A 20800-nucleotide genomic window follows, 5' to 3' on the forward strand; every position below is an offset into this window, starting at 1 on the left:
GCTACAACACAGACCGCCCAGCTCCCTGCTGTGCGTGTAGCTCCTGGGGATCCGGGAGCGCCTCTGGAGTCCGGGAAGCTACGGTGCCAGACCGCCGCGATTCTTCGGGACCCCGGTCCCCCTCCACGCGTTCCGTGTCTCGTAGACAGGCTGCCAGCGTGTCGGAACGCGCGCCTACCCTGCTCGGCTCCGGCCTCCTCCTCCACCTCCGCCGCCGCCCCTTCCAAACCCGCCGCCCGTGCGGGTGGATTTGGACAGGGCCCGGGAGAGGTTGTGGAAGTTCTGGAACGCCCTAGCCAGGGCGTCCAGGGAGGCGGGCCCTGCCGCCTGAAGCCCGCCGGCCGCGGAGGGGGAGCGGAAGGAGCGGAACCAGCGGGGCTGCGGAGGGGGTTGCCCGAGGTCTGTGGCCACCCGCCTGAGGTTCTCCAGGAGCTTTTCAGCCACTCCCAGGGCTGTAGCGTACACCAGGTAGGTCTCCCACAGCGGGAGCAGGTTGGGGCCTGCGTCCTTCATGGCGGAAAAGTCCACCAGGAACCGTCGGAAGGCCTCCCACCGTCTGACCTCCAGGGCGGCCTCCGGAGTCCGGCGGGGGAGGCTCCAGGCCGCCACAGCTGCCACCAGCAGCCCCACCGGTGTCACCAGGGCTCCGACGAGGCCGCCGGTGAGCCAGCTTGCCAGCACCACGCCGACAGAGGCGACCACGAACACGTTCCGCGCCGTCTCGCTGCGCGGGTCGTCCAGGGGGAAGTGCCGCGTCTCGAACCAGCTCCGCAACGCAGCACCCCAGGGTTCCGCGAACCGCAGGAAGTTGGTCCTTCCGCCGCGTTCCCTCCGCCCCCATGCCTCGATCTGGTCTCCCGTGACCTCATCCCCCGGCCCCGCCTGGCGGAACACCACTTCCAACACCTGCACCTCGAAAGGCTCGAGGTCGCGCTCCCAGCCACCGCCCGCCGGCCGGCCCGCCAGCCGCGCGCGTCCTTTGTCCGTGAGCCGGTACGTCAGGTCCGTGGAGCGGAACAGTCCTGTTCCGAAAAGGCCCGGGCTTTCACGTTCCTCCACCTCCAGGTAGCCCAGCCGCGCCGCCTCCAGCAGGGTCGCGGCGAATCCCTGGACCAGGTCCTCCCTCCGGGGGCGGGACTGGGCCAGGATCGCGGACACCACCGCGGGCGGGAGGGGTCTGGGAGGCTCGCGCTCGTAGACCCCCTCGTAGTGAACCTCGGGCTCCTTCCCGTACGTCCGGTAGGTCCACACGTAGGCGCCCACGAGGGCGGCGGCGAGCAAGAGGGGCGCTACCGCCCGAGCCAGGTGTGCGAGTGCGCCCCGCGCCTGGCGGCGCTCGTCCCGGAGCAGGCTGTCGTACGTCTCGCCCCGCAGCAACGGGGCCGCGGGGAACACGGCAGGGTCCACCAGGACCCGGACCTCCACGGGCGAGTTCTCGGGCACCCTGCCCACGGCCACGCGGGCGCTGGCGAAGTCAGGCGCGATGTGGAGGTCTCCCGGCTCCGTGCGGCTGTGGACGAAGACCTTGAACAGGTTCGGGCTGGGCTGCGGCAGCTGGAGCGCGACCCGCACCACCGCCACCGGCGCGTGGTCTCCCTCCAGGGCCTGCCAGTAGAACTGCGCCACGTCGGGGTACCGCTGGACCGCACGCTCAATCCGGTACCGGATCCGGAAGCGCCGGGTGGTGTCCTGCGCCCGGTACGTCCACCGCAGCACCTCCTCTGCCCCGACCCTGCGCTGCTCGAAGGGAAGCGCCTCCCCGGTGTCCGCGTCCCACACCCCCTCGTAGCGCAGCCCGTACGTGCCGTACCGCCCGCGGGTGGACCGGCTCACCTCCGCCCAGGAGAACGCCCCTCGGAACCGGAACGCCCGGACCTCCTCGGCGTGCGCGGAGCCGTCTGGGAGCAGGCGGAACGAAACCTCCACCTCGGGGTGGTCGTAGGACTTGGCCCACCCGGCTGCGCCCCACAGGAGCACCGCAGCGGTCGCAGCCAGCACGGCCGGGACCCGCAGGCACCTCGCCCTCATGGCACACTCCACCTCGTGTGTCCCCCGCGTCCGGCCGCCCTCCCGCCCGCGGACGGCGGCCCGCGTGTCGCAGGGTTTCGCGGCAAGCCGTCGAACCTCCTACCGGCAAGGACGGCCAGACACAAGGTCGGAGGTCGGTTCCCATGGCGGCGGCGGTGGCTGTGGCGGTCGTTGCTCTGCTCCTGGTGCTGTACGCGGTGGCGCTGTACAACCGCCTGGTGGTGCTGCGGAACCGGGTGGACAATGCCTGGGCCCAGGTGGACGTGCAGCTGCGGCGCCGGTACGACCTCATCCCCAACCTCGTGGAGGCGGTGAAGGGCTACGCCGCCCACGAGCGGGAGACGTTCGAACGGGTCACGGAGGCCCGGGCCCGGGCCATCGCCGCGGGCAGCGTCGGCGAGCAGGCACAGGCCGAGGACATGCTGACCCGGGCCCTGCGGAGCCTGTTCGCCGTGGCGGAGAACTACCCCGAGCTGCGCGCCAGCGAGAACTTCCGGAGGCTGCAGGAGGACCTGAGCGAGACGGAGGACAAAATCGCCTTCGCCCGCCAGTTCTACAACGACACGGCCCTGCTCTACAACAACCTGCGGCAGTCGTTCCCCGCGGTGCTCCTGGCGGGCGCCCTGGGCTTCGGACCTCGGGACTACTTCGAGGTCGCCGACCAGGCCCGGGAGCCCGTGGCCGTCCGCTTCTGAGCCGGGACCGCCTGGCCGCCCGCACCCAGGCACAGAGGGGCCCTGTGGCCTCCCCACCAAGGGCTGGCCCTCAAATAAGAGGCGCTTACTTAAGAGGCGGCTGTTAGCCTGCGGGTGCCGGACGCCCGATCCGCTGGGGGCACCACGGACCGGGACCGCCGGCTCTGCGGGCACCGAGGCGGTGGTGCTGTGCTGCCGCCCCCCGCCGAACGCGAGGCGGGCCATCCGGCAGGGCGGGCCCCAGGCCGTCCACGGAAGGCTGCATGCGCGAGTGGCTGTTCAACGGCGTGTGGCGGGTCCAGGTAACGCGTGTGGACCCGCTGACGTCCCCGCGTGCCGGCTGGGGTGTCACCACCATCTTCCGAAACGGGCTGCGCCGGAACGCCAACCTGCTTAACACCGGCGTGACACCCGCCTTCCAGCTGGTCCTGGCCGACGGGTCGGTCATGGAGGTGCTCTGGATGCCAGGGGGCTTCGCCGACAGCTACTACCGGCGCCTGCCCCCGGGCGGTCAGATGGTCAGCCAGCTGAAGTTCTTCAAGGGGTACGTGGAGGGGCAGCGGCCCGTCAAGCTGCTCATCGAGGTGGAGCGCACCGGGATGGGCCGGGGCCTGTACTCGATCCCCGATCCCAGCTTCCGCATCCGCCTGGACTGCAGCCGCATCCGCCTGGACTGCAGCCGCTGAAGGCCGGGGGGGAAGGTTCCAGGGGCAGCACCGAGGGAGTGCGTTGTCGGCTCGCGTGGGAGCTGTCTGACGTGGAGACCTTCGTGGTTTCGCTGGTGCACGTGCCGACCCCGGGCGACCCCGAGAGCTGGCAGGGTCGTGCACGTGCGGACGGGAAGACGCCTGGCCTTCCGCAGCCTCGAGGAGCTGCTGGAGTTCCTGCGCTCCGCGGGCCGGCAGGAGCCAGAGGGGCCGGCGCCTTGAGGGACCGGCAAGTCCGGGGCCGATCTTTCCGTGTGACGAGGGAGGTGGGAAGGTGCGCACAGCGTCGGTGCTCGTCGCGACAGCGGTCCTGCTTGCCGTGGCCGCGCCCGCGGGGGCACAGGCCCGGGTGGAGGGAAACCCACAGTGGTGGTGTGAGGTCGCGGAAAGCTTCGACCGCCTCGCCCGCGTGCGCACCTACCGCATGCGGATGACCCCCTCCGCCGGGACCGCCGGGGTCGGTTCGTCGGTGTGGGAGTTCGCGCACGCGGGCCCCGCCCGTGCGAGCCGCATGGTCACGCGCTGGAGCCAGGGAGGCCGGGAGTTCCAGGTCGAAACGGTGCAGATCGGCAACGACGTCTGGCAGCGGACCTCAGGGCCCGCGGGTACTCAGGTGCGGTGGGTGAAGCTGCAGGCTCCGCCGGCCAGCCTGCCCGGACCGTGGGACCCGGCCCGGCCGCAGGACGTGGGGGCGGGCACGGTCCGCATGCTGAGTAAGGCCGCAGGCACCCACCGGACCCCGCGAGGCCAGGTCCGGGCCGTGTACGTGTACGAGTTCCAGGTGCAGCGGCCAGGGGCGGTGACGGTGCACAACAGCCTCGCGGTGGACCGACAAACCGGCCTGCCGTTGCGCCTGACTATCCGGTCCGCCGAAGGGGGAGGTCCGGCCGGGCCCGCAGGTCCCGGGATCGCACCTCCTCAAGCCTTCACCATGGAGTACTACGACCACGGCGCGGCCATCCGGATCACGGTGCCCGCGGGCTGTCCGAGGTGAAGCCGCCGGAGTGAGGGCCGGGTGTCTGACCCCTCGCCGCCGCTCCCGGACCGTCACCGTGGCAGTCCCAACCCCACCGTTCGGCCCCCTCGCCTTCACCGTCACCCGGTACCGGGCAGGGGCTGGTCACCTCGGCTCCGTCCTGAGGCTGCAGGAGGGTGACGCCCCGCGGGCGTGAGGCCGCCTCCTCAGGGGGGCTGCCGGCGCGCTGTTCCGGAGCCGGAGAGGGCCCCGCACCCCGCAGCACCGCCCTCCAACCCTGCCGCTCGCACGTCCCGTCCGGCGCGTACTTCACGCACACGGGCACTTGCACGACGCCCTCGGGCACCGGGAAGGACATCCAGGACCCGCGTGATGGCCACCGGCTCCGCGTACACCCCACCCGCTGCCAGGGTGGCGAAGGCGGCAGCCATCTCCAGGGGCGTCACCTCGGAGGTACCCAGCGCCAGGGACAGGTTCGGCTGCAGGGGGCTGCGGATCCCCATACGCCGGGGGGTGTCGATCACCTTCTGCGGGCCCAGCTCCACCAGCATGCGGACCGCCGGGAGTGCTCCAGCGCCACCCGCAGGGGGAGGGGGCCCCAGTACGTCCCGTCGTAGTTCTTGGGCCGCCAGTAGCCCCAGCGGTGGCCTGGCGGCTACGGGCGGCTTCGATAACGGAGTTACGGGCCAGCTGCTGGGTGATGGTGCTGCCGCCCTCCACCACGGACTGCCGGGTGAGGTTGCGCCACGCCGCCCGGAGGATGCCCCGTACGTCAACCCCCGGTGCTGACAGGGCTGCCAGGTCGGGCAGGTTGGCACGCAGGGAGTTCAGGAAGACGGCCAACGCCACCGACCCCAGGGTCGCGAGCGCTGCAAGTACCAGCAGCCCCCCGGGCCAGCCAGCCCCACCCGCCCGCGCCGGCCCGCCGTCCTCTGGCAGCCCGCCGGCGGTTCATGGCTTGCTTCCTGCCTCCTCCCGGAGGGCCGTCAGGACCTCCTCCCCGTGCCCGTCAGGCCTGACCCGCCGCCACACCCGCTCCACCTTTCCGTCGGGTCCGATCGTCTCCACCAAAGCTCCCGCGAAGCCACCTGACCACCAGAACCGCCTACGTCCCTGAGCCGGGTCGCCTGGCCTCGGCCAGAAACAAAGCCGTGGAACCGTCGCGCGCCGTGGAGGCCTGGTGCCTGCGCCTGTTCACCCCGACTCGCAGGGCGGCTGGCGGGGATCGCGCTCCGCGGCGGGTGACACCGGGACCTGCGACGCGGCGACGCGTCCGGACCACCCCAGGTTGGTGCTCACGGCCCCGCCCGACCGCTTCGGGCCCTGACCCTCCTGCCTCGGGCCGCGGCGACGGCAGGCAGCAGGGGCTGGCCCGTGGCCTGCATCCCGAGGCGCTCAGCGAACCACTGGAATCCCTCTGGCGCGCGGCTCCTGGCGGAGGGGGAGGGATTCGAACCCCCGAGGGCCTCTCAGCCCCAGCGGTTTTCAAGACCGCCCCATTCAGCCGCTCTGGCACCCCTCCGGATCCAAGTGTAGCGCACCTCACAGCCGCAGCCGTGGATCCAGGGCATCCCGTAGGCCGTCCCCGAACAGATTAAATCCTAGTACCGTGAGGAGGATGGCAAGCCCCGGGAAGACCAGGGTGTGCGGGGCCAGCTGGATGTACTGCCGGGCGGTGGACAGCATGGCGCCCCACTCCGCGGTGGGTTGCTGGACGCCCAGTCCCAGGAACCCCAGGGCCGCCGCGGACAGGATGGCGCTGGCCACCTGCAGGGTCGTCTGGACGATGAGCACCGCCACGGTATTGGAGAGAAGGTGGCGGAACAGAATCCGGCCCGTCCCCGCGCCCAGAGCCCGGGCAGCCTCCACGAAGGCCTGTTCCTTGAGGGAGAGGACCTGTGCCCGCACAAGCCGCGCGTAGGTCGGCACCGACACCACCCCTACCGCCATCATCACGTTCTGCAGCCCGACGCCCAGGATGACCACCATGAGGATGGCGAGCACGGTGCTGGGAAAGGCCAGCAGGACGTCGATCAGCCGCTGAGCGACCAGATCCGTCCATCCGCCGAAATATCCGGAGATCAGTCCGATCGGCACCCCCAACGCCACCCCGATCCCTACGGCGATGATGCCGATCACCATAGAAAGACGGGCCCCGTACAGGATGCGGCTCAGGATATCCCGGCCCAATTCGTCCGTGCCCAACCAGTGCTCCCGGCTGGGCGGCCGCAGGCTTTTCTCCAGGTCCGAGGCGTACGGGTCGTACGGGGCGAGGAGGGGGGCCAGCAGGCCGCAGAGCGCGAAGGCTGTGAGGATGCCAAGGCCGAGTTGGGCCGAACGACTGCGTCGCAACTGCTTCCATACCACGGCCCAGGCGGACCACGGGGGCCTGAGGCGCCGCAGGCCCATCGCGGACGCGATGGGGGAAAGCGCTCCTTCCGGGGATGGCCTAGGCGTACCGGATTCGGGGGTCGAGGAGGGCATAGAGGATGTCTACGAGCAGGTTGAGCACCACGAAGGTGGTGGCGATGAGCAGAACGGTGCCTTGAACCACCGGGTAGTCCCGGGCCAGGACCGCCTCCACCAGCAGCCGTCCGATCCCGGGCCACGCGAACACCGTCTCCGTGAGCACGGCACCCGACAGCAAGGTGCCGAGCTGCAGGCCGAGGATGGTGACCACGGGAATCAGGGCATTGCGCAGGGCATGGCGGTACACCACCGCCCGCTCCAGAAGTCCTTTGGCCCGCGCAGTCCGGATGTAGTCCTGGCCCAGGACTTCCAGCATGCTGGACCGGGTCATGCGGGCGATGACCGCGGCGCTGGCCGTCCCCAGGGTCAGGGAGGGGAGCACGAGGTGCCGCCAGGTCTCATGCCCGAAGGCCGGCAGCCACCCCAGTCGCACGGAGAAGACCAGAATCAGGTTCAGCCCCAGCCAGAACACGGGCATGGAGACCCCTGCGAGGGCCAGGACCATGACCAGGGTGTCCACCCAGGAGAGGCGGCGGGTGGCCGCCACGATCCCCGCGGGAATCCCGATGAGGGCGGCCAAGGCCATGCTGGCCATGGCCAGCCGCACCGTGCGGGGAAACCGCTGCCCGAGCTCCTCCACCACGGGCGCCCCACTGAACAAGGAACGCCCTAGGTCTCCCCGCAGGATGTTTCGGAGGAAGTACAGGTACTGGACAGGGAGCGGCTGATCCAGCCCTAAGGATCTCCGGATTTCCTCCACCACCTCCTGCGTGGCAGCTTGACCCGCCATGATCTGGGCAGGGTCCCCGGGGATCAGGCGTAGGGTCGCAAAGACCACCACGGAGACCCCCAGCAGGACCGGAAAGGCGAGCAGCAGCCGCTTGAGGACGTAGGGCCACACTACCGGCGCAGCCAGGCCGTGTGGGCCAGGATCCGCTCCGTGGGATGCACCACAAGACCCTGAACCTCCCGCCGCACGCCCGTGGTCTGGGATTCGCTGTGCAGGAAGATCCAGGGGGCATCCCGCCAGATCAGGGTCATGGCCTGTTTGTAGAGGTCCGCCCGCCGGGCCGGGTTGACCTCGCCGCGTGCCTGGTCTAAGAGCTGGTCCACCTGCGGATTCCGGTAGAAGGCCCGGTTAAAGCCCGCGGGGGCCCACTGGCTGCTGTGAAAAAGGCTGTAGAGCCCATAGTCCGCGTCCCCCGTGACCGTGCCCCAGCCCAGCATGAACATCTCTACGGGCGTGCGATCCACGGGCTGGTTCGTGTACGCGAGGTAGGCGGCCCACTCCATGGTCTGCAGCCGTGCGTTGATGCCCGCGGCCCGCAGCTGCGCCTGCACCGCGGCGGCCACCGCCGCGTCCTGCACGTACCGACCCGTGGGGTGCAGGATCGTCACGGTGAGACCACCCCCGTGCCCGGCCTCGGCCAGCAGCTGCCTGGCCCGGTTCACATCGTAGGGCCACCCACCGGGCTGGATGGGCACATAGCCCACAATGCCGGGAGAGATGGGGGCGTCCGAAACCCGGGCGGCCCCGCCCAGCACCGTCTGTACGATGGCCCGCTTGTTCACCGCGTAGTTGAATGCCTGCCGCACCCGGGCGTCCGTGAACTTCTGGTTGTTGAAGGCGATGAAGATGGTGCGCACGCTGCTCGTGCGGTCGATGCGCAAGGCCCGGTTGAGCGCCAGGCGGGTGGTCTCCCGGGGAGGCACCCGCACCGCCACATGCACCTGCCCGCCCTCCAGGGCTAACACCCGGGCCCCGTCATCCGGGATGGCCCGCCAGACGATCTGATCCAGCAGCGGCTTGCGGGGGCCCCAGTAGTCGGGATTGCGCTCCAGCACGATGCGGTCCCCGCGTACCCACTCCCGGAACCGGAAAGGTCCCGTGCCCACGGGCTGCCGGCCATAGGGCTCGCCGTTGGGAGGCCGCATCCCGCCTGCCCGCTCCACCGCGGCGGGGCTGTGGATGGCGAGGAAGTCGTGGGTGAGGTGGGCCAACAGGGGCACGAAAGGCCGGCGCAGGTTCAGGCGCACGGTATACCGGTCTACCACATCCACGCTGGCGACCTCTCCGAGCAGGATGCCCCGGAAGGGCACGCGGTTCTCAGGATTCAGGATGAAGTCGAAGTTCCACTTCACCGCGTGGGCGTCGAACGCCGTGCCGTCGTGGAACCGGATGCCCCTACGCAGCCGGATGGTCAGGGTACGGCCATCGGGGCTCACCCGCGGCATGGACTCCGCGAGCTTGGGAACGATGCGCCCTTCCGGCGTGAGCTCATAGAGGGTCTCCGCCACGTGGGCGATCACCTCCGCGTCCGGCGCCGCGGTGGCGTACGGGCTCAGGGTGACGGAGTCTACCCCCCGCCCGATCATGAGCGTTCCTCCGGGCTGTGGTCCCGTGGGCGCCGACTGCCCCGGGTGCCCAAACGCAACCAGCAGGGCCAGGATCCCAACTCCCAGGAGGACCCGATTCACCACCAATCCCCCCTCTGGTTTTTTGTCCGGCGGACCTCTTTACAACTATGGTACTTTGAAGGCGAAATGTCCGCACTCCGGGAATCCCTGGTGGAGGAGATCCGGCGGATCACAGGCGGGCAGCCGGTGGCCGTGGCCTTCAGCGGCGGGCTCGATAGCACCGTGGTGGCCGCCCTCGCCAAGGAGGCCCTAGGTCCCGAGAAAGTTCTGCTCGTCACCGTGAACATGGGGCAGTACGCCTACCGCCGGGGCAACGAGATCGTGCTGGAGATGGCGGAACGGCTTGGCCTGCAGCAGCGGTGCCTGCTGGGCCAGGCCCTGCAGGACCGCATGATGCGTTCCGGCCCCGCCTGTAACCGCTGCACCCGGGAGATCAAGTTGGGACTTGTAAAGGCTGCCTCCCGGGGACGGCTCGTGCTCACGGGCGCCAACCGCTCTGATACCTGGGGCAAGATGGGTGTAAAGCTCTGTAACGGAATCTATGCGCCGCTGTTGGACCTCGACAAACCCCAGATCCGGGCGCTCGCCCGGGAGCTGGGGATCGACCCGCCGCAGACCAAGATCGGGGAGAACCCGGGACGGGAGGGCTGCAAACTCAAGCACCTCCTGAAACCCCTTGTAAACCCCGACTACCACGGCCGGGCCGTGGCACGGGCCAACGAGGTGGTCCTGGAGGCGGTGCGGGAGTGCGGCTTTCCAGCTGCGCTCGCGAACGTGAAGGTCATCGGACCGCTGGCGCGGAACATCGGACTGGTGAACCTGCGGCCGCATCCCCCGCGGGAGGTCGCGGACCGCGTGCTCCGGGCCCTGCGGGAGATCCCGGAGCTCGAGGAGGTGCACCTGGTGGACCGGCCCCTGGTCCTCGTGGCGAAGGCCAACCCCTCCATCCTCGGCGACCCGCATGCCCGGTACTGGCTGCAGCACGGCCGGATACAGCCGGACTTCGCCCACCCCATCCAGGTGGAGTGGCTCCCCAGCGGCAACCACCGTCTGAGCACCTTCCACGTGGTGGCCTTCCGATGGGCGGAGGCTCCCTCGGTTCATCAAGCCGATTGTCAAGGTAAACTACTTGACAAACCGGCAGACCCCGCGCTATAAGTAGGGCTGGACGCGGGTTCCTCCGAAGACCTGGGAGGGGCGTCCGAACTCCAGAGCTCGGGAGGTGGTGGAGATGCTCACCCGTTGGAGCCGGTGGGATCCCTTCGAGGAGATCCGCGCCATCCAGCGTGAGATCAGCAACCTCTTCGACCGCTTCTTCGGCTCCGCCCAGCTTGCGCCCGCAACCCGCGCCGCTTCCTGGGTTCCGCCCCTGGAGGCCTTCTACCACAAGGATCACCTGATCCTGCGGTTCTTCCTTCCCGGGGTGGATCCCAAGACCGTGGACGTCTCCGTCACGGGGAACGTGCTGACGGTGCGGGGCGAGCGGAAGCTGGAGATGGACATCCCGCAGGAGGACTACCTCTTCTGCGAGGTGAACTACGGGCCCTTCGAGCGGACCGTGAACCTGCCGGCGGAGGTGAAGACCGACCAGGTGAACGCGCGGTACCAGCATGGGGTGCTGGAGATCTCCTTGCCCGTGGCGGAGGCCGCGCGTCCGCGGAAGGTGCCCGTGGAGGTGAAGTAAGCACCCCGCAGGACTTCCGGAGCACCTCCGGGCGGGGCCATGGCCCCGCCCGGAGGGTTTTGCAGGGACAGGGGCACCGGGGGCGAATGGTGTGGTGGTCCTCACGGAGATGAAGAAAGACCCCTTTTTGCGCTACCACGGCTAGCAGGCCCTGTTCTGGGGCATCGGATGGTTCGTGCTCTGGGTGGGCCTGAACGTGGCGACGGTCCTTTTTTGGATCATTCCCCTGCTCGGCGCCGTGATCCGGTTCCTGGCAGGCCTGGTATTCCTCGTGGCGTGGGTGCTGCTGTCCGTGGCCTACGCGGTGCGGGCCTACCGGGGAGAGCGCTTCGAGATCCCCGTGGTGGTGAACTTCGCCCGAAGGTACATGCTCGGGGAGACCTAGGCTATACTCCGAAGGGATTGGCCTGCAAGCGGCGGGAGCTGGGGATGGCCGCGGAGGCCATCCAGATGGGAAGAAAGGTCTAAGGGAGGATTCGTGTCCGCCCTCGCCCCTCCCGTGACCTCCGCGTGGGTCAAGACCCGGGCCCGGGAGCTGGGATTTGATCTCGTGGGGATTGCCCGGGCGGAGCCCCTGGCAGAGCATGCGGAGCGCCTGCGGCGCTGGCTCGCACAGGGAATGCACGGCACCATGGCGTACGTGGCCCAACATGTGGACCGGGCCGTGGATCCCGCTCGGTTCCTCGCGGGGGTTCGGTCCGTGATCGTGGTGGGGCTGGCGTACCGATGGGATGCTTCAGAACCCGAGGACGATCGACTCCGCGGCCGCGTCTCCTGCTATGCCTGGGGCGAGGACTACCACCGGGTGCTGGAGCGCAGGCTGCGGCAGCTGTGCGCGGATCTCCGGAGCCATGGTGCCCGCCTGGCCCGTCCGTATGTAGACACGGGCCCCACCCTGGACCGTGCGTGGGCCCAGCGGGCGGGGATCGGCTGGTTCGGTAAGAACACCCTGATCCTCACCCGCACGGGCCACGGCTCGTACGTATTCCTGGGCGAGGTCTTCACGGACCTGGCGCTGGAGCCGGATCCGCCCGCTCAGGGCAGCTGCGGGGCCTGCCGCATCTGCCTGGACCGGTGCCCCACGGGCGCCATCGTGGCCCCGTACGTGGTGGATGCCCGGCGGTGCATCAGCTACCTCACCATCGAACACCGGGGCTGGATTCCGAGAGAACTGCGCCCCCTCCTCGGCACGTGGGTGTTCGGATGCGACATCTGCCAGGAGGTCTGTCCCCACAACGTCCTCGTCAAAACAGGCCTGCACGCGGAGTTCGCGCCACGCCGGGACGTGGCGTACCCCGACCTCATCGAACTCCTGCACCTGGATGAAGAGACCTACCTGGAACGGTTCCGGGGAAGCGCCCTCCGGCGGGCCAAGCGCCAGGGACTCCGGCGCAACGCGGCCGTGGCCCTCGGCAACCTCCGGGATCCGCGGGCGGTCCCCGCTCTCGTCGAAGCCCTTAGGGACGCGGATCCCATCGTGCGGGGACACGCGGCGTGGGCCCTGGGACGGATCCGCGGACCGGAGGCGGAGGCCGCGCTGCGGGCGCGGCTGGAGGTGGAGGAGGACCCTGCGGTGCGGGAGGAGCTTCAGGAGGCCCTGAGAGCTACGGGTGCACCGTGAGGATCGGGAATGGTTCCAGAAGACCTCTGGAGGCCTATGATGGTGCCGTGATGAGATCCCGCGGAGGAGATGCCGATGGCCCTAGCCGGGAAACGCATCCTCGTCACCTCCGGCCCCACCCGGGCACCCCTCGATGCCGTACGGTACCTCAGCAACAAGGCGAGCGGCCGCACGGGGGCGCTCATCGCGGAGCTCGCGGTGCAGGCGGGCGCCCGGGTCACCTACGTGTACGGCCGCGGCTCCCAGATCCCGCAGCCCCGGGCCCGGGCCCGCGACTCTCTCCGGCTCATTCCCGTGGAGACCGTGCAGGATCTCATCCAGGTGTTCCGGACCGAGCTCCCCACGGGCTACGACGCGGTGGTGCACCCCATGGCCGTGCTGGACTTCGCGCCCGCGGAGGTGCGCCGGGAGAAGGTCTCCTCGGAGGAGGAGTGGGTGGTGCGGCTCGTGCCCACCCCCAAGGCCATCCGGCTCGTGAAGGAGCTCTGTCCGCGGACGTTCCTGGTGGGGTTCAAGATGGAGGTCGGCAAGGACCCGGAGGAGCTCGTGCGGATCGCCCATGAGTCCCTGATCCACAACCGCGCGGATGTCATGGTGGCCAATGATCTTTCAGAAATCGAGCGGGGAGAGCACCGGGGCTACTTCGTGGGGCCGGAGGGCAAGGTGCTGCGGGTGGCGGTGGGAAAGGAGGAGATCGCCCGGGCGGTGGTGGAGCTGTTGGCGGAGCGGTTAGGGGAGTGAAGACCGCCCGGAGCGGGATCACAACATCCCTCTCCGCCTCCCCCACGCCGTCATGACGAGGGCCGTACCCCACAGGAGCACGCCCGGCGGCTCCGGGACCTGCGGGGGCGGGAGACGTTCGGTCTGCAGGGTGGCCCAGAGGAACTCCGGGGTGTTGACGAATACCTCTTTCTTTTTTCCGTCTGCGTGGCTCCCGAATCGGAGCTCCACGAAGAAGGGATCCCCGGTCAGCAGGGCCCGCAGCTGGGGCGAGTCGGAGAAGGTGATGGTCTGCTGGTTCGCGTCGCCCGTGATGGTGCAGGGGAGGGGTGTACAGCCACTGCCCATCAGGTGGATGGGGCCCGAGAGGGGAGACCCCGAGGCGTCGTAGAAGGCGATCCTCTCGAAGAACCTTGAGGGGTCGTTGGCCCCTGTGAGGTCCAGGTCCTCGAACCGGAAGGTCAGGGTCGCGGAGCCCACGGGAATCCCCACGGGTGAGAAAAGCAGGAACATCCGAAGGGCATCTGGGTTGGAGAAGGAGCCCGAGCGGGCGTCGGGGATCGTCCCGGCGGTGAAGTGAGGGAACGAGGAAGGCACCGGAGTGACCCCGTAGATCCCGTTGTAGGCGGGGTTGAGGGGGATGTAGAAGCCGATCCGGCCCGTGGAGGGGTCGTAGCACACGCTCCCTTCGAGGGTGGGGCAGTTGGGAACCGCCGGGGTGCTGGACCCGAGGGATACCACCGGGATCCCCCGGGCCACGATGGCGGCCGAGACCTCCACCGCGGAGATGAAGATCGCCCCTGCCACAACCCCAAGCCCGAGGCCGAAGAAAAGCCACCTGCGCACGGGCCGCACCTCCCGCTTGGATTACCCTGACTAAATCAACCTCAGGCCGGAGCGGCCATCCTTCAATCGGAGGAATTTTCGCAACCGATGGGGGACCGTGCGCTGGAAGCCTCCCACTCAGGGCATATTAAAGGGCGAGGGGCAAGGGACCCTGGAGGGTCGGGAGAGTAAAGTAAGGTGGCATAGAAGTTGCTCCACTACCCAGTGGGGCAGGTCTGGAGGCGAGGAAGGGCGGTGCGGACCTGGTCGCCTGGTGCCGTCCGGAGCCAGTGGCGAATCCGGCCAGACCAAAAAGCCGGGTTTTTGTGTCATTACGGGTGCGGCGATGTGCGGCGGCTGGAGAAGGCGGGCAGTCCAGCTCCCGGCTGGGGAGCGGGGGCTCACCCTGGTGGAGATCCTCGTGGCCATCGTGCTGTTCGGGCTGGTGGCCGTGTTCCTCATGTACACCTTCCTCGCGGGCATGCGGTTCACCTCCCGGGCCAACGAGCTGGCGGCCGCCACCACCATCGCGAACCAGGTGCTGGAGCAGGTCCGGGCGAGCGTGAACTGCTGCCCGACACCCGGCTGCGACCAAGGGGTGAACTGGACCGCGCTCCCGCGGACCCCCATCCCCCTTCCAACCCCCTACCACCGCGTCGCCAACATCGGCCCCTACCGGTTCGACGTGGAGGTCACCCCGCTTCCCCCTGAATCGGATCTCTCCATCGTGTTCCCCAGGGTACGGGTGTGGCGGTCGGGGGCTCCGGATGATCAGCCGCTTGTGGAGCTGGTGACCGCGTGCGATGACCAGTAAAGTCCTGACCTACCATCGCCTTTGGGATTCCAGAGGCCTGAGCCTCCTGGAGTTGCTCCTGGCCCTGACCCTGCTGGCCCTGGTGACCCTGGGGATCTACGCCCTCGTGGGGGCCGGGGTCACCGCGGCCCGGGACACGGGGGCCATGCTCCGCGCCCAGACCCAGGTGCGGGCGGCCCTGGACGGGATCGTGGACGAGGCGCGGTGGGCGGCGAGGGTGCTCCCTTCCCCCACACCCACCGCGGACTCCGTGGCCCTTTGCGTTCCGAGCAGTCCCCGCACCGGCACGTCCTATTACGTGCGGTTCGCCTACGATCCGGCAAACCGGGCCATCACCCGTGCGGAGGATCCCGATGCCGAGGGGTCGGAACCCTTCGGGGCCCCGGAGGTTCTGGCGAGGCTCCCGGCCGGCGGAGCTGGCCCCACCTTCGCCCTGGAGTACTACACCCCCTTGGGGGAGCCGGCCGTGGATCCGGGGAGCGTGGCCCAGATCCGGATCCGGATCCGGATGATGGTGGAGACGCGCATGGGGACCCCCGCGGTGGAGCGGGAGCTCATAGGCGATGTGGCGTTGCGGCAGTTCGAGACCTCGTGTCCGTGAGGGGAGAGAGATGATCCGCAGGGATGAGGGGGGTGTGGCCCTGATCTCCGTGCTGGTGGTGATCCTGGTCCTGACCCTGCTGGGGGGGTTGCTCCTGTACCTCAGCGGGCAGGAGGGAGGGATCAGCCGGGTACGGTATCGGGGCGCCCAGAGCTTGGCCATCGCGGAGGGCGGAGCCTGGGCTGCCCGGGCGGCCCTCATGGCCGTGGTCAACGCGGACCCCACGGACAAAGCGAGTCTGAGCGCGAGCCCCGGTGAGCTGCAGAATTGGTTTCTCCGGCAAAGCCCCCTGGAGTTCCTCACGAAGGTGCGTCTAGACGGCACGCCGCTGGGCGTGGCCGCGGATTCCTCCACCTCCTGGGTGGCTTTCCGGGTAAACTGGCGGCGTGCCACACCCCACCTCAAGCTGGAGTTCCTCACAAGCGGCTCCGGGACGCCTCCTGAGCACACCGTGCTGCTCCCACCTCCCGGAGGCGTATCGGATCCCGCCCCTCCCAACCCGCTCGGGCAGGGCCGGTACCGGGCCGTGGTGGTGCTCCTCAGTCCTTCGAAGATCGCACCGGGTTCCTGCCGGGATCAGGAGGCTCCTCCGGACGAGGGGAACGAGTGCCCGGTTCACCGGACATCGGCCACCACGTACCTCATCCCCCTGGAGTACCGGGTTGTGGCGGAGGGCTACGTGGACCCGCAGTTCCGCAGGCGGGTCAGCCTGGGTGGCCGGCTGCGGGCGGTTGTGGGGAATCAAAGCTTTGCCCAGTGGCTGGTGTTTACCCACGTTTTCAGTCTCAGCGACGGAACACGGGTCTATTTCGGCCACGAGGAGAGCTACGACGGCCCGGTCCACACCAACGGACAGTTCTGGTTCTGGGGCTTCCCCAAGTTCGGATCTCCGGACACGTCCAGTCCCTGCGACCCCGGCCGCATCCAGGCCACGCGACTTACCAGTACCAGCACCCGAGCGGGGTTCCGGCGCATCTCGGGGTCCGGCCCGGTGGAGACGGAGCTGGAGGCCAACGAGTGGGTGGTCGGCGGACAGCGGAGAGCCGCCCCCGTACTCCCCGATTGCACGCCCACCAACTATGCGGACGACCAGGACAATCCGCCGGCGAACTTCACCCGGGGGTTCGATGCCGATCCCAGCACCCCGAGCATCGATCCCATCGTGGTGCCCTTGGACCCGGCCGGAAGGGCCACGGACAGGGACGCCATCGCCCAGCGGGCCGTGAGTCTGGGGCTTGATCCGGAGGATCGGAGTCCCAACTCCTGGGGCGATGCTCAGTGGAACCTGGCCGTTCGGGAGCGCATCCCGGAGCTGCGAAACACCAGTAGCTCGGTGCCGGATGGGATCTACCTGCCCGTAGAGGACGACGGAGACTGTATCTCCGAGGATGGCGAGCGGCTCCTCGGTGGGATTTACGTGCAGGGGGACCTGGACAGCCTGACACTCCGGGTGGGAGGTCCGGACAACAACCTCGCCGTCTATGAGTTCCGGCGGGGCAGCCGCACGGTCACGGTCACCGTGGATCGGACCAACAACCGAACCACTGTGCAGGACAGTCGATGGCCGGGAAGGGAAGGAGGCACCGGAGGGGGCTGTCCCAGCGGGGGTACCGCTGCGGGCCCCCGGACCGTCACCTTCCAGGGCGTCCCCAAGGGATTCCAGGGGAGTGATCTCTTCCCGAACGCAACCGTGATCTACGTGCACGGGAGGATCGGGACCGGTTCGGGGAATGGCCTCTCAGGCCAGGTGGAGGAGCGGGAGCAGGTGATGATCGCCGCCCGGGGGGACGTGTACCTCGTGAACCACCTGCGGTACGAGCGGCCGCCCAACATCTCCGACCCATCGGACAACCCCACGAACATTCTGGGGCTCTACGCACCGCGGGGGAGGATTCGGATCCCTACCGGAACCCCGAACGACCTCGTGATCCACGGGGTCCTCATGGCGGGGCAGCCGGGCGTGGACGACGGGGTCAGGAGCGAGCAGGTCGTAGAAGGCCTGTGCGGGAGGCCCGCCCAGGGCAAGTTGAACCTCCTGGGAGGGCTCATCTCGGAGTACGCGGGTGTTTCCGGGTGCGCGGACTCGGGCGGCCGGCTCGTGAGCGGGTACGCGGACAACTATCGATTCGACCGGAGGCTGGGCCGGGGCTTTGCGCCTCCCTACTTCCCCACCACCACCCTCTCCGCGATCCAGGCCCAGGGCATCGCGGGTCAAAAACCCCGCTGGCAGGAGCTCTCCCCGCCGTGATCCGCTCCGACCGCGGTCTGAGCCTGCTGGAGATGGTGGTGGTCCTCGCCCTCGTGGCCATCGTGCTGGGGTTGGCCCTTCCGCACTGGCAACGCAGCCTCGCCCTGCAGGATCTCCGCTATGGCACGGAGCAGCTCGCCACCGACCTCCGGGAGGCCCAGGAGCGGGCCAAGGCCGAGCGCAAGCCCTACACCGTGGCCCTCACCGCGGGAAGTGCCACGTACTGGGTGCGGCGGAACGGTGGAGGGTTCGACCACCGGGGCGAGCTTCCCCGGGGTCTTGCGCCCACCTCCGACGTCACCGTCACCTTCGACGCCTTCGGAAGGCCGGACGGCACTTATGCTATTCCACTCCGGAACCGGGCGGGCGTGGGGATCGTGCGGGTGAGCGGAGCAGGCGGGATCGAGGTGGAGCTCCCCTAGGGTGTACTACGGTGCGAGCCATCCCGGCGCTGGCCCTGGCATGGCCCACCTGAGGCCCGGTTGGACAGGTAGCCGGCCCGAGCAGCCGGGCGAGCTGGTCTAGTTGCACACCTTTATCTCCAGGTTGGCGCCCACGGCCTCCTTGAGCACGGCCTCCCGGAGTGGAGGAGGAGGGTGGGGCTTCGGCGAAGGGAATGCGGTCGCGGGTACGGCGGGGCGTGGGACAGAGGACGGTGGACGGTGGGAGAGACGATACGGTGAGGTGGAGCCATGGCCCTGCGGGAGGAAGCCCTCGAATACCACGAGCGCGGTCGGCCCGGCAAGCTGGCCATCCAGATCACGAAGCCCTTCGTCACGCAACAGGACCTCTCCCTGGCCTATACCCCGGGTGTGGCGGAGCCCGTGCGGGAGATCTACCGAACCCCCCTGGACGCCTACCGGTACACGGCCAAGGGGAACCTGGTGGCGGTGGTCTCCAACGGGACCGCGGTCCTGGGCCTGGGTAACGTGGGAGCGCTCGCCAGCAAGCCCGTGATGGAAGGAAAGGCGGTGCTCTTCAAGCGGTTCGCGGACGTGGACGTCTTCGACATCGAGGTGGACGCCGCGGATCCGGAGGAGTTCGTCCGGATCGTCCGGGCCATCGCCCCTACCTTCGGGGGGATCAACCTGGAGGACATCCGGGCGCCGGACTGCTTCTGGATCGAGCGGCGCCTGCGGGAGGAGCTGGACATCCCCGTGTTCCACGACGACCAGCACGGGACCGCCATCATCGTGGGGGCAGCTCTGCTGAACGCCCTGGAACTGGTGGGGAAACACATCGCCGAGATCCGGGTGGTCATCAGCGGGGCGGGGGCCTCCGCCATCGCGTGCGCGGAGTTCTTCCTGCTGCTGGGGATGCGGCGGGAGCAGATGGTGCTGGTGGACACCAAGGGCGTGGTGTACCGGGGGCGGGCGGAGGGCATGAACCCGTACAAGGAGCGGTTCGCCGCGGATACCTCAGCCCGGACCCTGGCAGAGGCCATGGTGGGCGCGGACGTGTTCGTAGGGCTCTCCGCGCCTGGCATCGTGACGCGGGAGATGGTTCGGTCCATGGCTAGCCGGCCCATCGTCTTCGCCCTGGCGAACCCGGATCCCGAGATCCCCTACGAAGAAGCCCGCGCCGCGCGACCAGACGCCATCGTGGCCACGGGCCGTTCGGATTACCCGAACCAGGTGAACAACGTCCTAGGATTTCCCTTCATCTTCCGGGGAGCCCTGGACGTACGGGCTCGGGCCATCAACGAGGAGATGAAACTGGCCGCGTGTCGGGCCCTCGCGGAGCTCGCCAAGCAGGACGTGCCGGACTCCGTCCTGCGGGCCTACGGGCTTGGGCACCTGGAGTTCGGGCCCGACTACCTCATCCCCAAACCCTTGGATCCCCGGGTGGCCCTCTGGGTGGCGCCCGCGGTGGCGGGGGCAGCCATGCGCACGGGGGTGGCCCGTCGGCCCGTGGATCTGGAGGCGTACCGGGAGGAGCTGGCCCGTCGCCTCCTGCGAGGCCGGGAGGTGCTGGGGATCGTGTATCACAAGGCCCGGCAGCAGCCCAAGCGCATCGTGTTCAGCGAGGGCGAGGAGCCTAAGATCCTGCGGGCCGCGGCCATCCTGGTCCAGGAGAAGATGGCGCACCCCGTGCTCCTGGGCCGGGAGGAGGTGGTGCGGGCACGGATGGAGGAACTGCGGATTACGACCCCCCTGGAGGTGGTGAACCCAGAGCGCTTTCCCGGGTTTGCGGAGTACGCGGAGACGCTGTACCGGCTGCGGCAGCGCAAGGGGGTGACCCTGCGGGAGGCCCGGGCCCTGATGCGCCAGCCCAACTACTTCGGGGCCATGATGGTGCGCCGGGGCGACGCGGACGGGTTTGTGGCCGGCCTCACCTACCACTACCCGGACGTGATCCGCCCCGCCCTGCAGGTGATCGGCCCGGCACCGGGCGTGAGCCGGGTGGCGGGCCTGTACCTCATGATCCTCGAGGGTCGGGCGTACCTGTTTGCGGATCCCACGGTGAACATCGACCCCACCGCGGAGGAGCTGGCGGAGATCGCCATCATGGCCGCGGACAAGGCCCGGGAGTTCGACCTGGAGCCCCGGGTGGCCATGATCTCCTTTTCCAACTTCGGCTCCACCCGCCACCCCCGGTCTGAGAAGGTGGCGCAGGCCACGGATCTGGTGAAGCGTTGCCGGCCGGACCTCATGGTGGACGGCGAGATGATGGCGGACGTGGCGCTGTCGCCCGAGCTGCGGGCGGAGGACTACCCCTTCTCCACCCTGGTGGGGGAGGCGAACGTGCTGGTGTTTCCGAGCCTGGAGGCCGCAAACGTGGCCTACAAGCTGGTGCAGCGGCTCGGGGGAGCCGTGGCGGTGGGCCCCATCCTCATGGGGATGGCGAAACCCGTGCACGTGCTGAGCCGTGGCGCGGAGATCTCGGACGTGGTCAACATGGCGGCCATCGCGGTGCTGGATGCCCAGACCCCGCGCCGGCCCGTTACCGTCCGGGAGGTCCTGGCGCGGCGGGCTTAGCGCCCTCCGTGCACCG

Annotated in this window: 19 protein-coding genes, 1 tRNA gene, 1 pseudogene and 1 riboswitch; of the genes and pseudogenes, 13 read left to right on the top strand and 8 right to left on the bottom strand. The window is 69.2% G+C overall.

Annotated elements, in window-relative coordinates; translation table 11 throughout:
* Positions 1 to 174 precede the first annotated feature (174 nt).
* Complete coding sequence (locus N0A24_07555) at positions 175 to 2028, bottom strand: DUF2207 domain-containing protein (protein MCS7173235.1); 1854 nt, start codon at positions 2026 to 2028, stop codon at positions 175 to 177.
* 143 nt (positions 2029 to 2171) lie between these two features.
* Here N0A24_07555 and N0A24_07560 point away from each other — a divergent pair, with 143 nt between their 5' ends.
* The 3 genes from N0A24_07560 to N0A24_07570 all read left to right on the top strand — a co-directional run bounded on the left by N0A24_07560 (position 2172) and on the right by N0A24_07570 (position 4424).
* Complete coding sequence (locus N0A24_07560) at positions 2172 to 2723, top strand: LemA family protein (protein ID MCS7173236.1); 552 nt, start codon at positions 2172 to 2174, stop codon at positions 2721 to 2723.
* Between the two features lie 263 nt (positions 2724 to 2986).
* Positions 2987 to 3409, top strand: coding sequence for a hypothetical protein (locus tag N0A24_07565; GenBank protein ID MCS7173237.1), 423 nt, complete (start codon positions 2987 to 2989; stop codon positions 3407 to 3409).
* A gap of 295 nt (positions 3410 to 3704) precedes the next feature.
* Complete coding sequence (locus tag N0A24_07570; protein MCS7173238.1) at positions 3705 to 4424, top strand: hypothetical protein; 720 nt, start codon at positions 3705 to 3707, stop codon at positions 4422 to 4424.
* 188 nt (positions 4425 to 4612) lie between these two features.
* On the opposite strand, the gene N0A24_07575 is transcribed toward N0A24_07570, so the two are convergent.
* The 6 genes and pseudogenes from N0A24_07575 to N0A24_07600 form a co-directional block, all read right to left on the bottom strand.
* A complete protein-coding gene (locus tag N0A24_07575) occupies positions 4613 to 4957 on the bottom strand; it encodes a hypothetical protein (GenBank protein ID MCS7173239.1) in 345 nt (114 codons plus the stop codon).
* Between the two features lie 115 nt (positions 4958 to 5072).
* Positions 5073 to 5255: pseudogene (locus N0A24_07580) on the bottom strand (transglycosylase domain-containing protein).
* A 583-nt stretch (positions 5256 to 5838) separates the two neighbouring features.
* Positions 5839 to 5928 (bottom strand) — tRNA-Ser (locus tag N0A24_07585).
* 20 nt (positions 5929 to 5948) lie between these two features.
* Positions 5949 to 6758, bottom strand: coding sequence for an ABC transporter permease (locus N0A24_07590; protein MCS7173240.1), 810 nt, complete (start codon positions 6756 to 6758; stop codon positions 5949 to 5951).
* Positions 6759 to 6855: 97 nt separating this feature from the next.
* On the bottom strand, positions 6856 to 7776 hold the full coding sequence (locus N0A24_07595; GenBank protein ID MCS7173241.1) for an ABC transporter permease: 921 nt from the start codon (positions 7774 to 7776) through the stop codon (positions 6856 to 6858).
* Positions 7776 to 9251: a glutathione ABC transporter substrate-binding protein gene (locus N0A24_07600; protein MCS7173242.1), complete on the bottom strand. Its 1476-nt coding sequence runs from the start codon at positions 9249 to 9251 to the stop codon at positions 7776 to 7778. Before N0A24_07600 ends, N0A24_07595 begins: the two co-directional genes overlap by 1 nt.
* 168 nt (positions 9252 to 9419) lie before the next feature.
* On the opposite strand from N0A24_07600, the gene N0A24_07605 reads away from it, so the two are divergent.
* The 5 genes from N0A24_07605 to N0A24_07625 all read left to right on the top strand — a co-directional run bounded on the left by N0A24_07605 (position 9420) and on the right by N0A24_07625 (position 13339).
* A complete protein-coding gene (locus N0A24_07605) occupies positions 9420 to 10451 on the top strand; it encodes a 7-cyano-7-deazaguanine synthase (protein ID MCS7173243.1) in 1032 nt (343 codons plus the stop codon).
* 73 nt (positions 10452 to 10524) lie between these two features.
* Positions 10525 to 10977, top strand: a complete 453-nt coding sequence (locus N0A24_07610) for an Hsp20/alpha crystallin family protein (protein MCS7173244.1) — start codon at positions 10525 to 10527, stop codon at positions 10975 to 10977.
* A gap of 196 nt (positions 10978 to 11173) precedes the next feature.
* Positions 11174 to 11362 carry a hypothetical protein gene (locus tag N0A24_07615; protein ID MCS7173245.1) on the top strand — a complete coding sequence of 63 codons (189 nt, stop codon included), beginning with the start codon at positions 11174 to 11176 and terminating at the stop codon, positions 11360 to 11362.
* 93 nt (positions 11363 to 11455) lie between these two features.
* Complete coding sequence (gene queG / locus N0A24_07620; GenBank protein MCS7173246.1) at positions 11456 to 12598, top strand: tRNA epoxyqueuosine(34) reductase QueG; 1143 nt, start codon at positions 11456 to 11458, stop codon at positions 12596 to 12598.
* 75 nt (positions 12599 to 12673) lie between these two features.
* The gene (locus N0A24_07625; GenBank protein ID MCS7173247.1) at positions 12674 to 13339 is read left to right on the top strand and encodes a hypothetical protein; all 666 of its coding nucleotides are present in this window, start codon (positions 12674 to 12676) and stop codon (positions 13337 to 13339) included.
* Positions 13340 to 13357: 18 nt separating this feature from the next.
* Here N0A24_07625 and N0A24_07630 read toward each other — a convergent pair whose 3' ends face one another.
* Positions 13358 to 14164, bottom strand: a complete 807-nt coding sequence (locus N0A24_07630; GenBank protein MCS7173248.1) for a hypothetical protein — start codon at positions 14162 to 14164, stop codon at positions 13358 to 13360.
* A 208-nt stretch (positions 14165 to 14372) separates the two neighbouring features.
* Positions 14373 to 14457: riboswitch (cyclic di-GMP riboswitch) on the top strand.
* A 32-nt stretch (positions 14458 to 14489) separates the two neighbouring features.
* On the opposite strand from N0A24_07630, the gene N0A24_07635 reads away from it, so the two are divergent.
* The 5 genes from N0A24_07635 to N0A24_07655 all read left to right on the top strand — a co-directional run bounded on the left by N0A24_07635 (position 14490) and on the right by N0A24_07655 (position 20784).
* On the top strand, positions 14490 to 14957 hold the full coding sequence (locus N0A24_07635) for a type II secretion system GspH family protein (GenBank protein ID MCS7173249.1): 468 nt from the start codon (positions 14490 to 14492) through the stop codon (positions 14955 to 14957).
* A complete protein-coding gene (locus tag N0A24_07640; GenBank protein MCS7173250.1) occupies positions 14947 to 15558 on the top strand; it encodes a prepilin-type N-terminal cleavage/methylation domain-containing protein in 612 nt (203 codons plus the stop codon). The genes N0A24_07635 and N0A24_07640 overlap by 11 nt, the downstream gene beginning before the upstream one ends.
* Before the next feature lie 10 nt (positions 15559 to 15568).
* Entirely contained in the window at positions 15569 to 17806 is a 2238-nt protein-coding gene (locus N0A24_07645) for a DUF4900 domain-containing protein (protein ID MCS7173251.1), read from the top strand.
* Positions 17803 to 18228 carry a prepilin-type N-terminal cleavage/methylation domain-containing protein gene (locus tag N0A24_07650; protein MCS7173252.1) on the top strand — a complete coding sequence of 142 codons (426 nt, stop codon included), beginning with the start codon at positions 17803 to 17805 and terminating at the stop codon, positions 18226 to 18228. The genes N0A24_07645 and N0A24_07650 overlap by 4 nt, the downstream gene beginning before the upstream one ends.
* A gap of 270 nt (positions 18229 to 18498) precedes the next feature.
* On the top strand, positions 18499 to 20784 hold the full coding sequence (locus tag N0A24_07655) for an NADP-dependent malic enzyme (GenBank protein ID MCS7173253.1): 2286 nt from the start codon (positions 18499 to 18501) through the stop codon (positions 20782 to 20784).
* Positions 20785 to 20800: the final 16 nt, after the last annotated feature.

This window comes from Armatimonadota bacterium, from assembly GCA_025059775.1.
Taxonomy (GTDB): domain Bacteria; phylum Sysuimicrobiota; class Sysuimicrobiia; order Sysuimicrobiales; family Sysuimicrobiaceae; genus Sysuimicrobium.

Bases quoted from the DNA above. Each gene is read 5' to 3' on its own strand.
- N0A24_07575 (MCS7173239.1), bottom strand. From the start codon at position 4,957: ATGCTGGTGGAGCTGGGCCCGCAGAAGGTGATCGACACCCCCCGGCGT.
- N0A24_07605 (MCS7173243.1), top strand. From the start codon at position 9,420: ATGTCCGCACTCCGGGAATCCCTGGTGGAGGAGATCCGGCGGATCACA.
- N0A24_07625 (MCS7173247.1), top strand. From the start codon at position 12,674: ATGGCCCTAGCCGGGAAACGCATCCTCGTCACCTCCGGCCCCACCCGG.
- N0A24_07555 (MCS7173235.1), bottom strand. From the start codon at position 2,028: ATGAGGGCGAGGTGCCTGCGGGTCCCGGCCGTGCTGGCTGCGACCGCT.
- N0A24_07560 (MCS7173236.1), top strand. From the start codon at position 2,172: ATGGCGGCGGCGGTGGCTGTGGCGGTCGTTGCTCTGCTCCTGGTGCTG.
- N0A24_07635 (MCS7173249.1), top strand. From the start codon at position 14,490: ATGTGCGGCGGCTGGAGAAGGCGGGCAGTCCAGCTCCCGGCTGGGGAG.
- N0A24_07640 (MCS7173250.1), top strand. From the start codon at position 14,947: ATGACCAGTAAAGTCCTGACCTACCATCGCCTTTGGGATTCCAGAGGC.
- N0A24_07610 (MCS7173244.1), top strand. From the start codon at position 10,525: ATGCTCACCCGTTGGAGCCGGTGGGATCCCTTCGAGGAGATCCGCGCC.
- N0A24_07645 (MCS7173251.1), top strand. From the start codon at position 15,569: ATGATCCGCAGGGATGAGGGGGGTGTGGCCCTGATCTCCGTGCTGGTG.
- N0A24_07600 (MCS7173242.1), bottom strand. From the start codon at position 9,251: ATGATCGGGCGGGGGGTAGACTCCGTCACCCTGAGCCCGTACGCCACC.
- N0A24_07565 (MCS7173237.1), top strand. From the start codon at position 2,987: ATGCGCGAGTGGCTGTTCAACGGCGTGTGGCGGGTCCAGGTAACGCGT.
- N0A24_07655 (MCS7173253.1), top strand. From the start codon at position 18,499: ATGGCCCTGCGGGAGGAAGCCCTCGAATACCACGAGCGCGGTCGGCCC.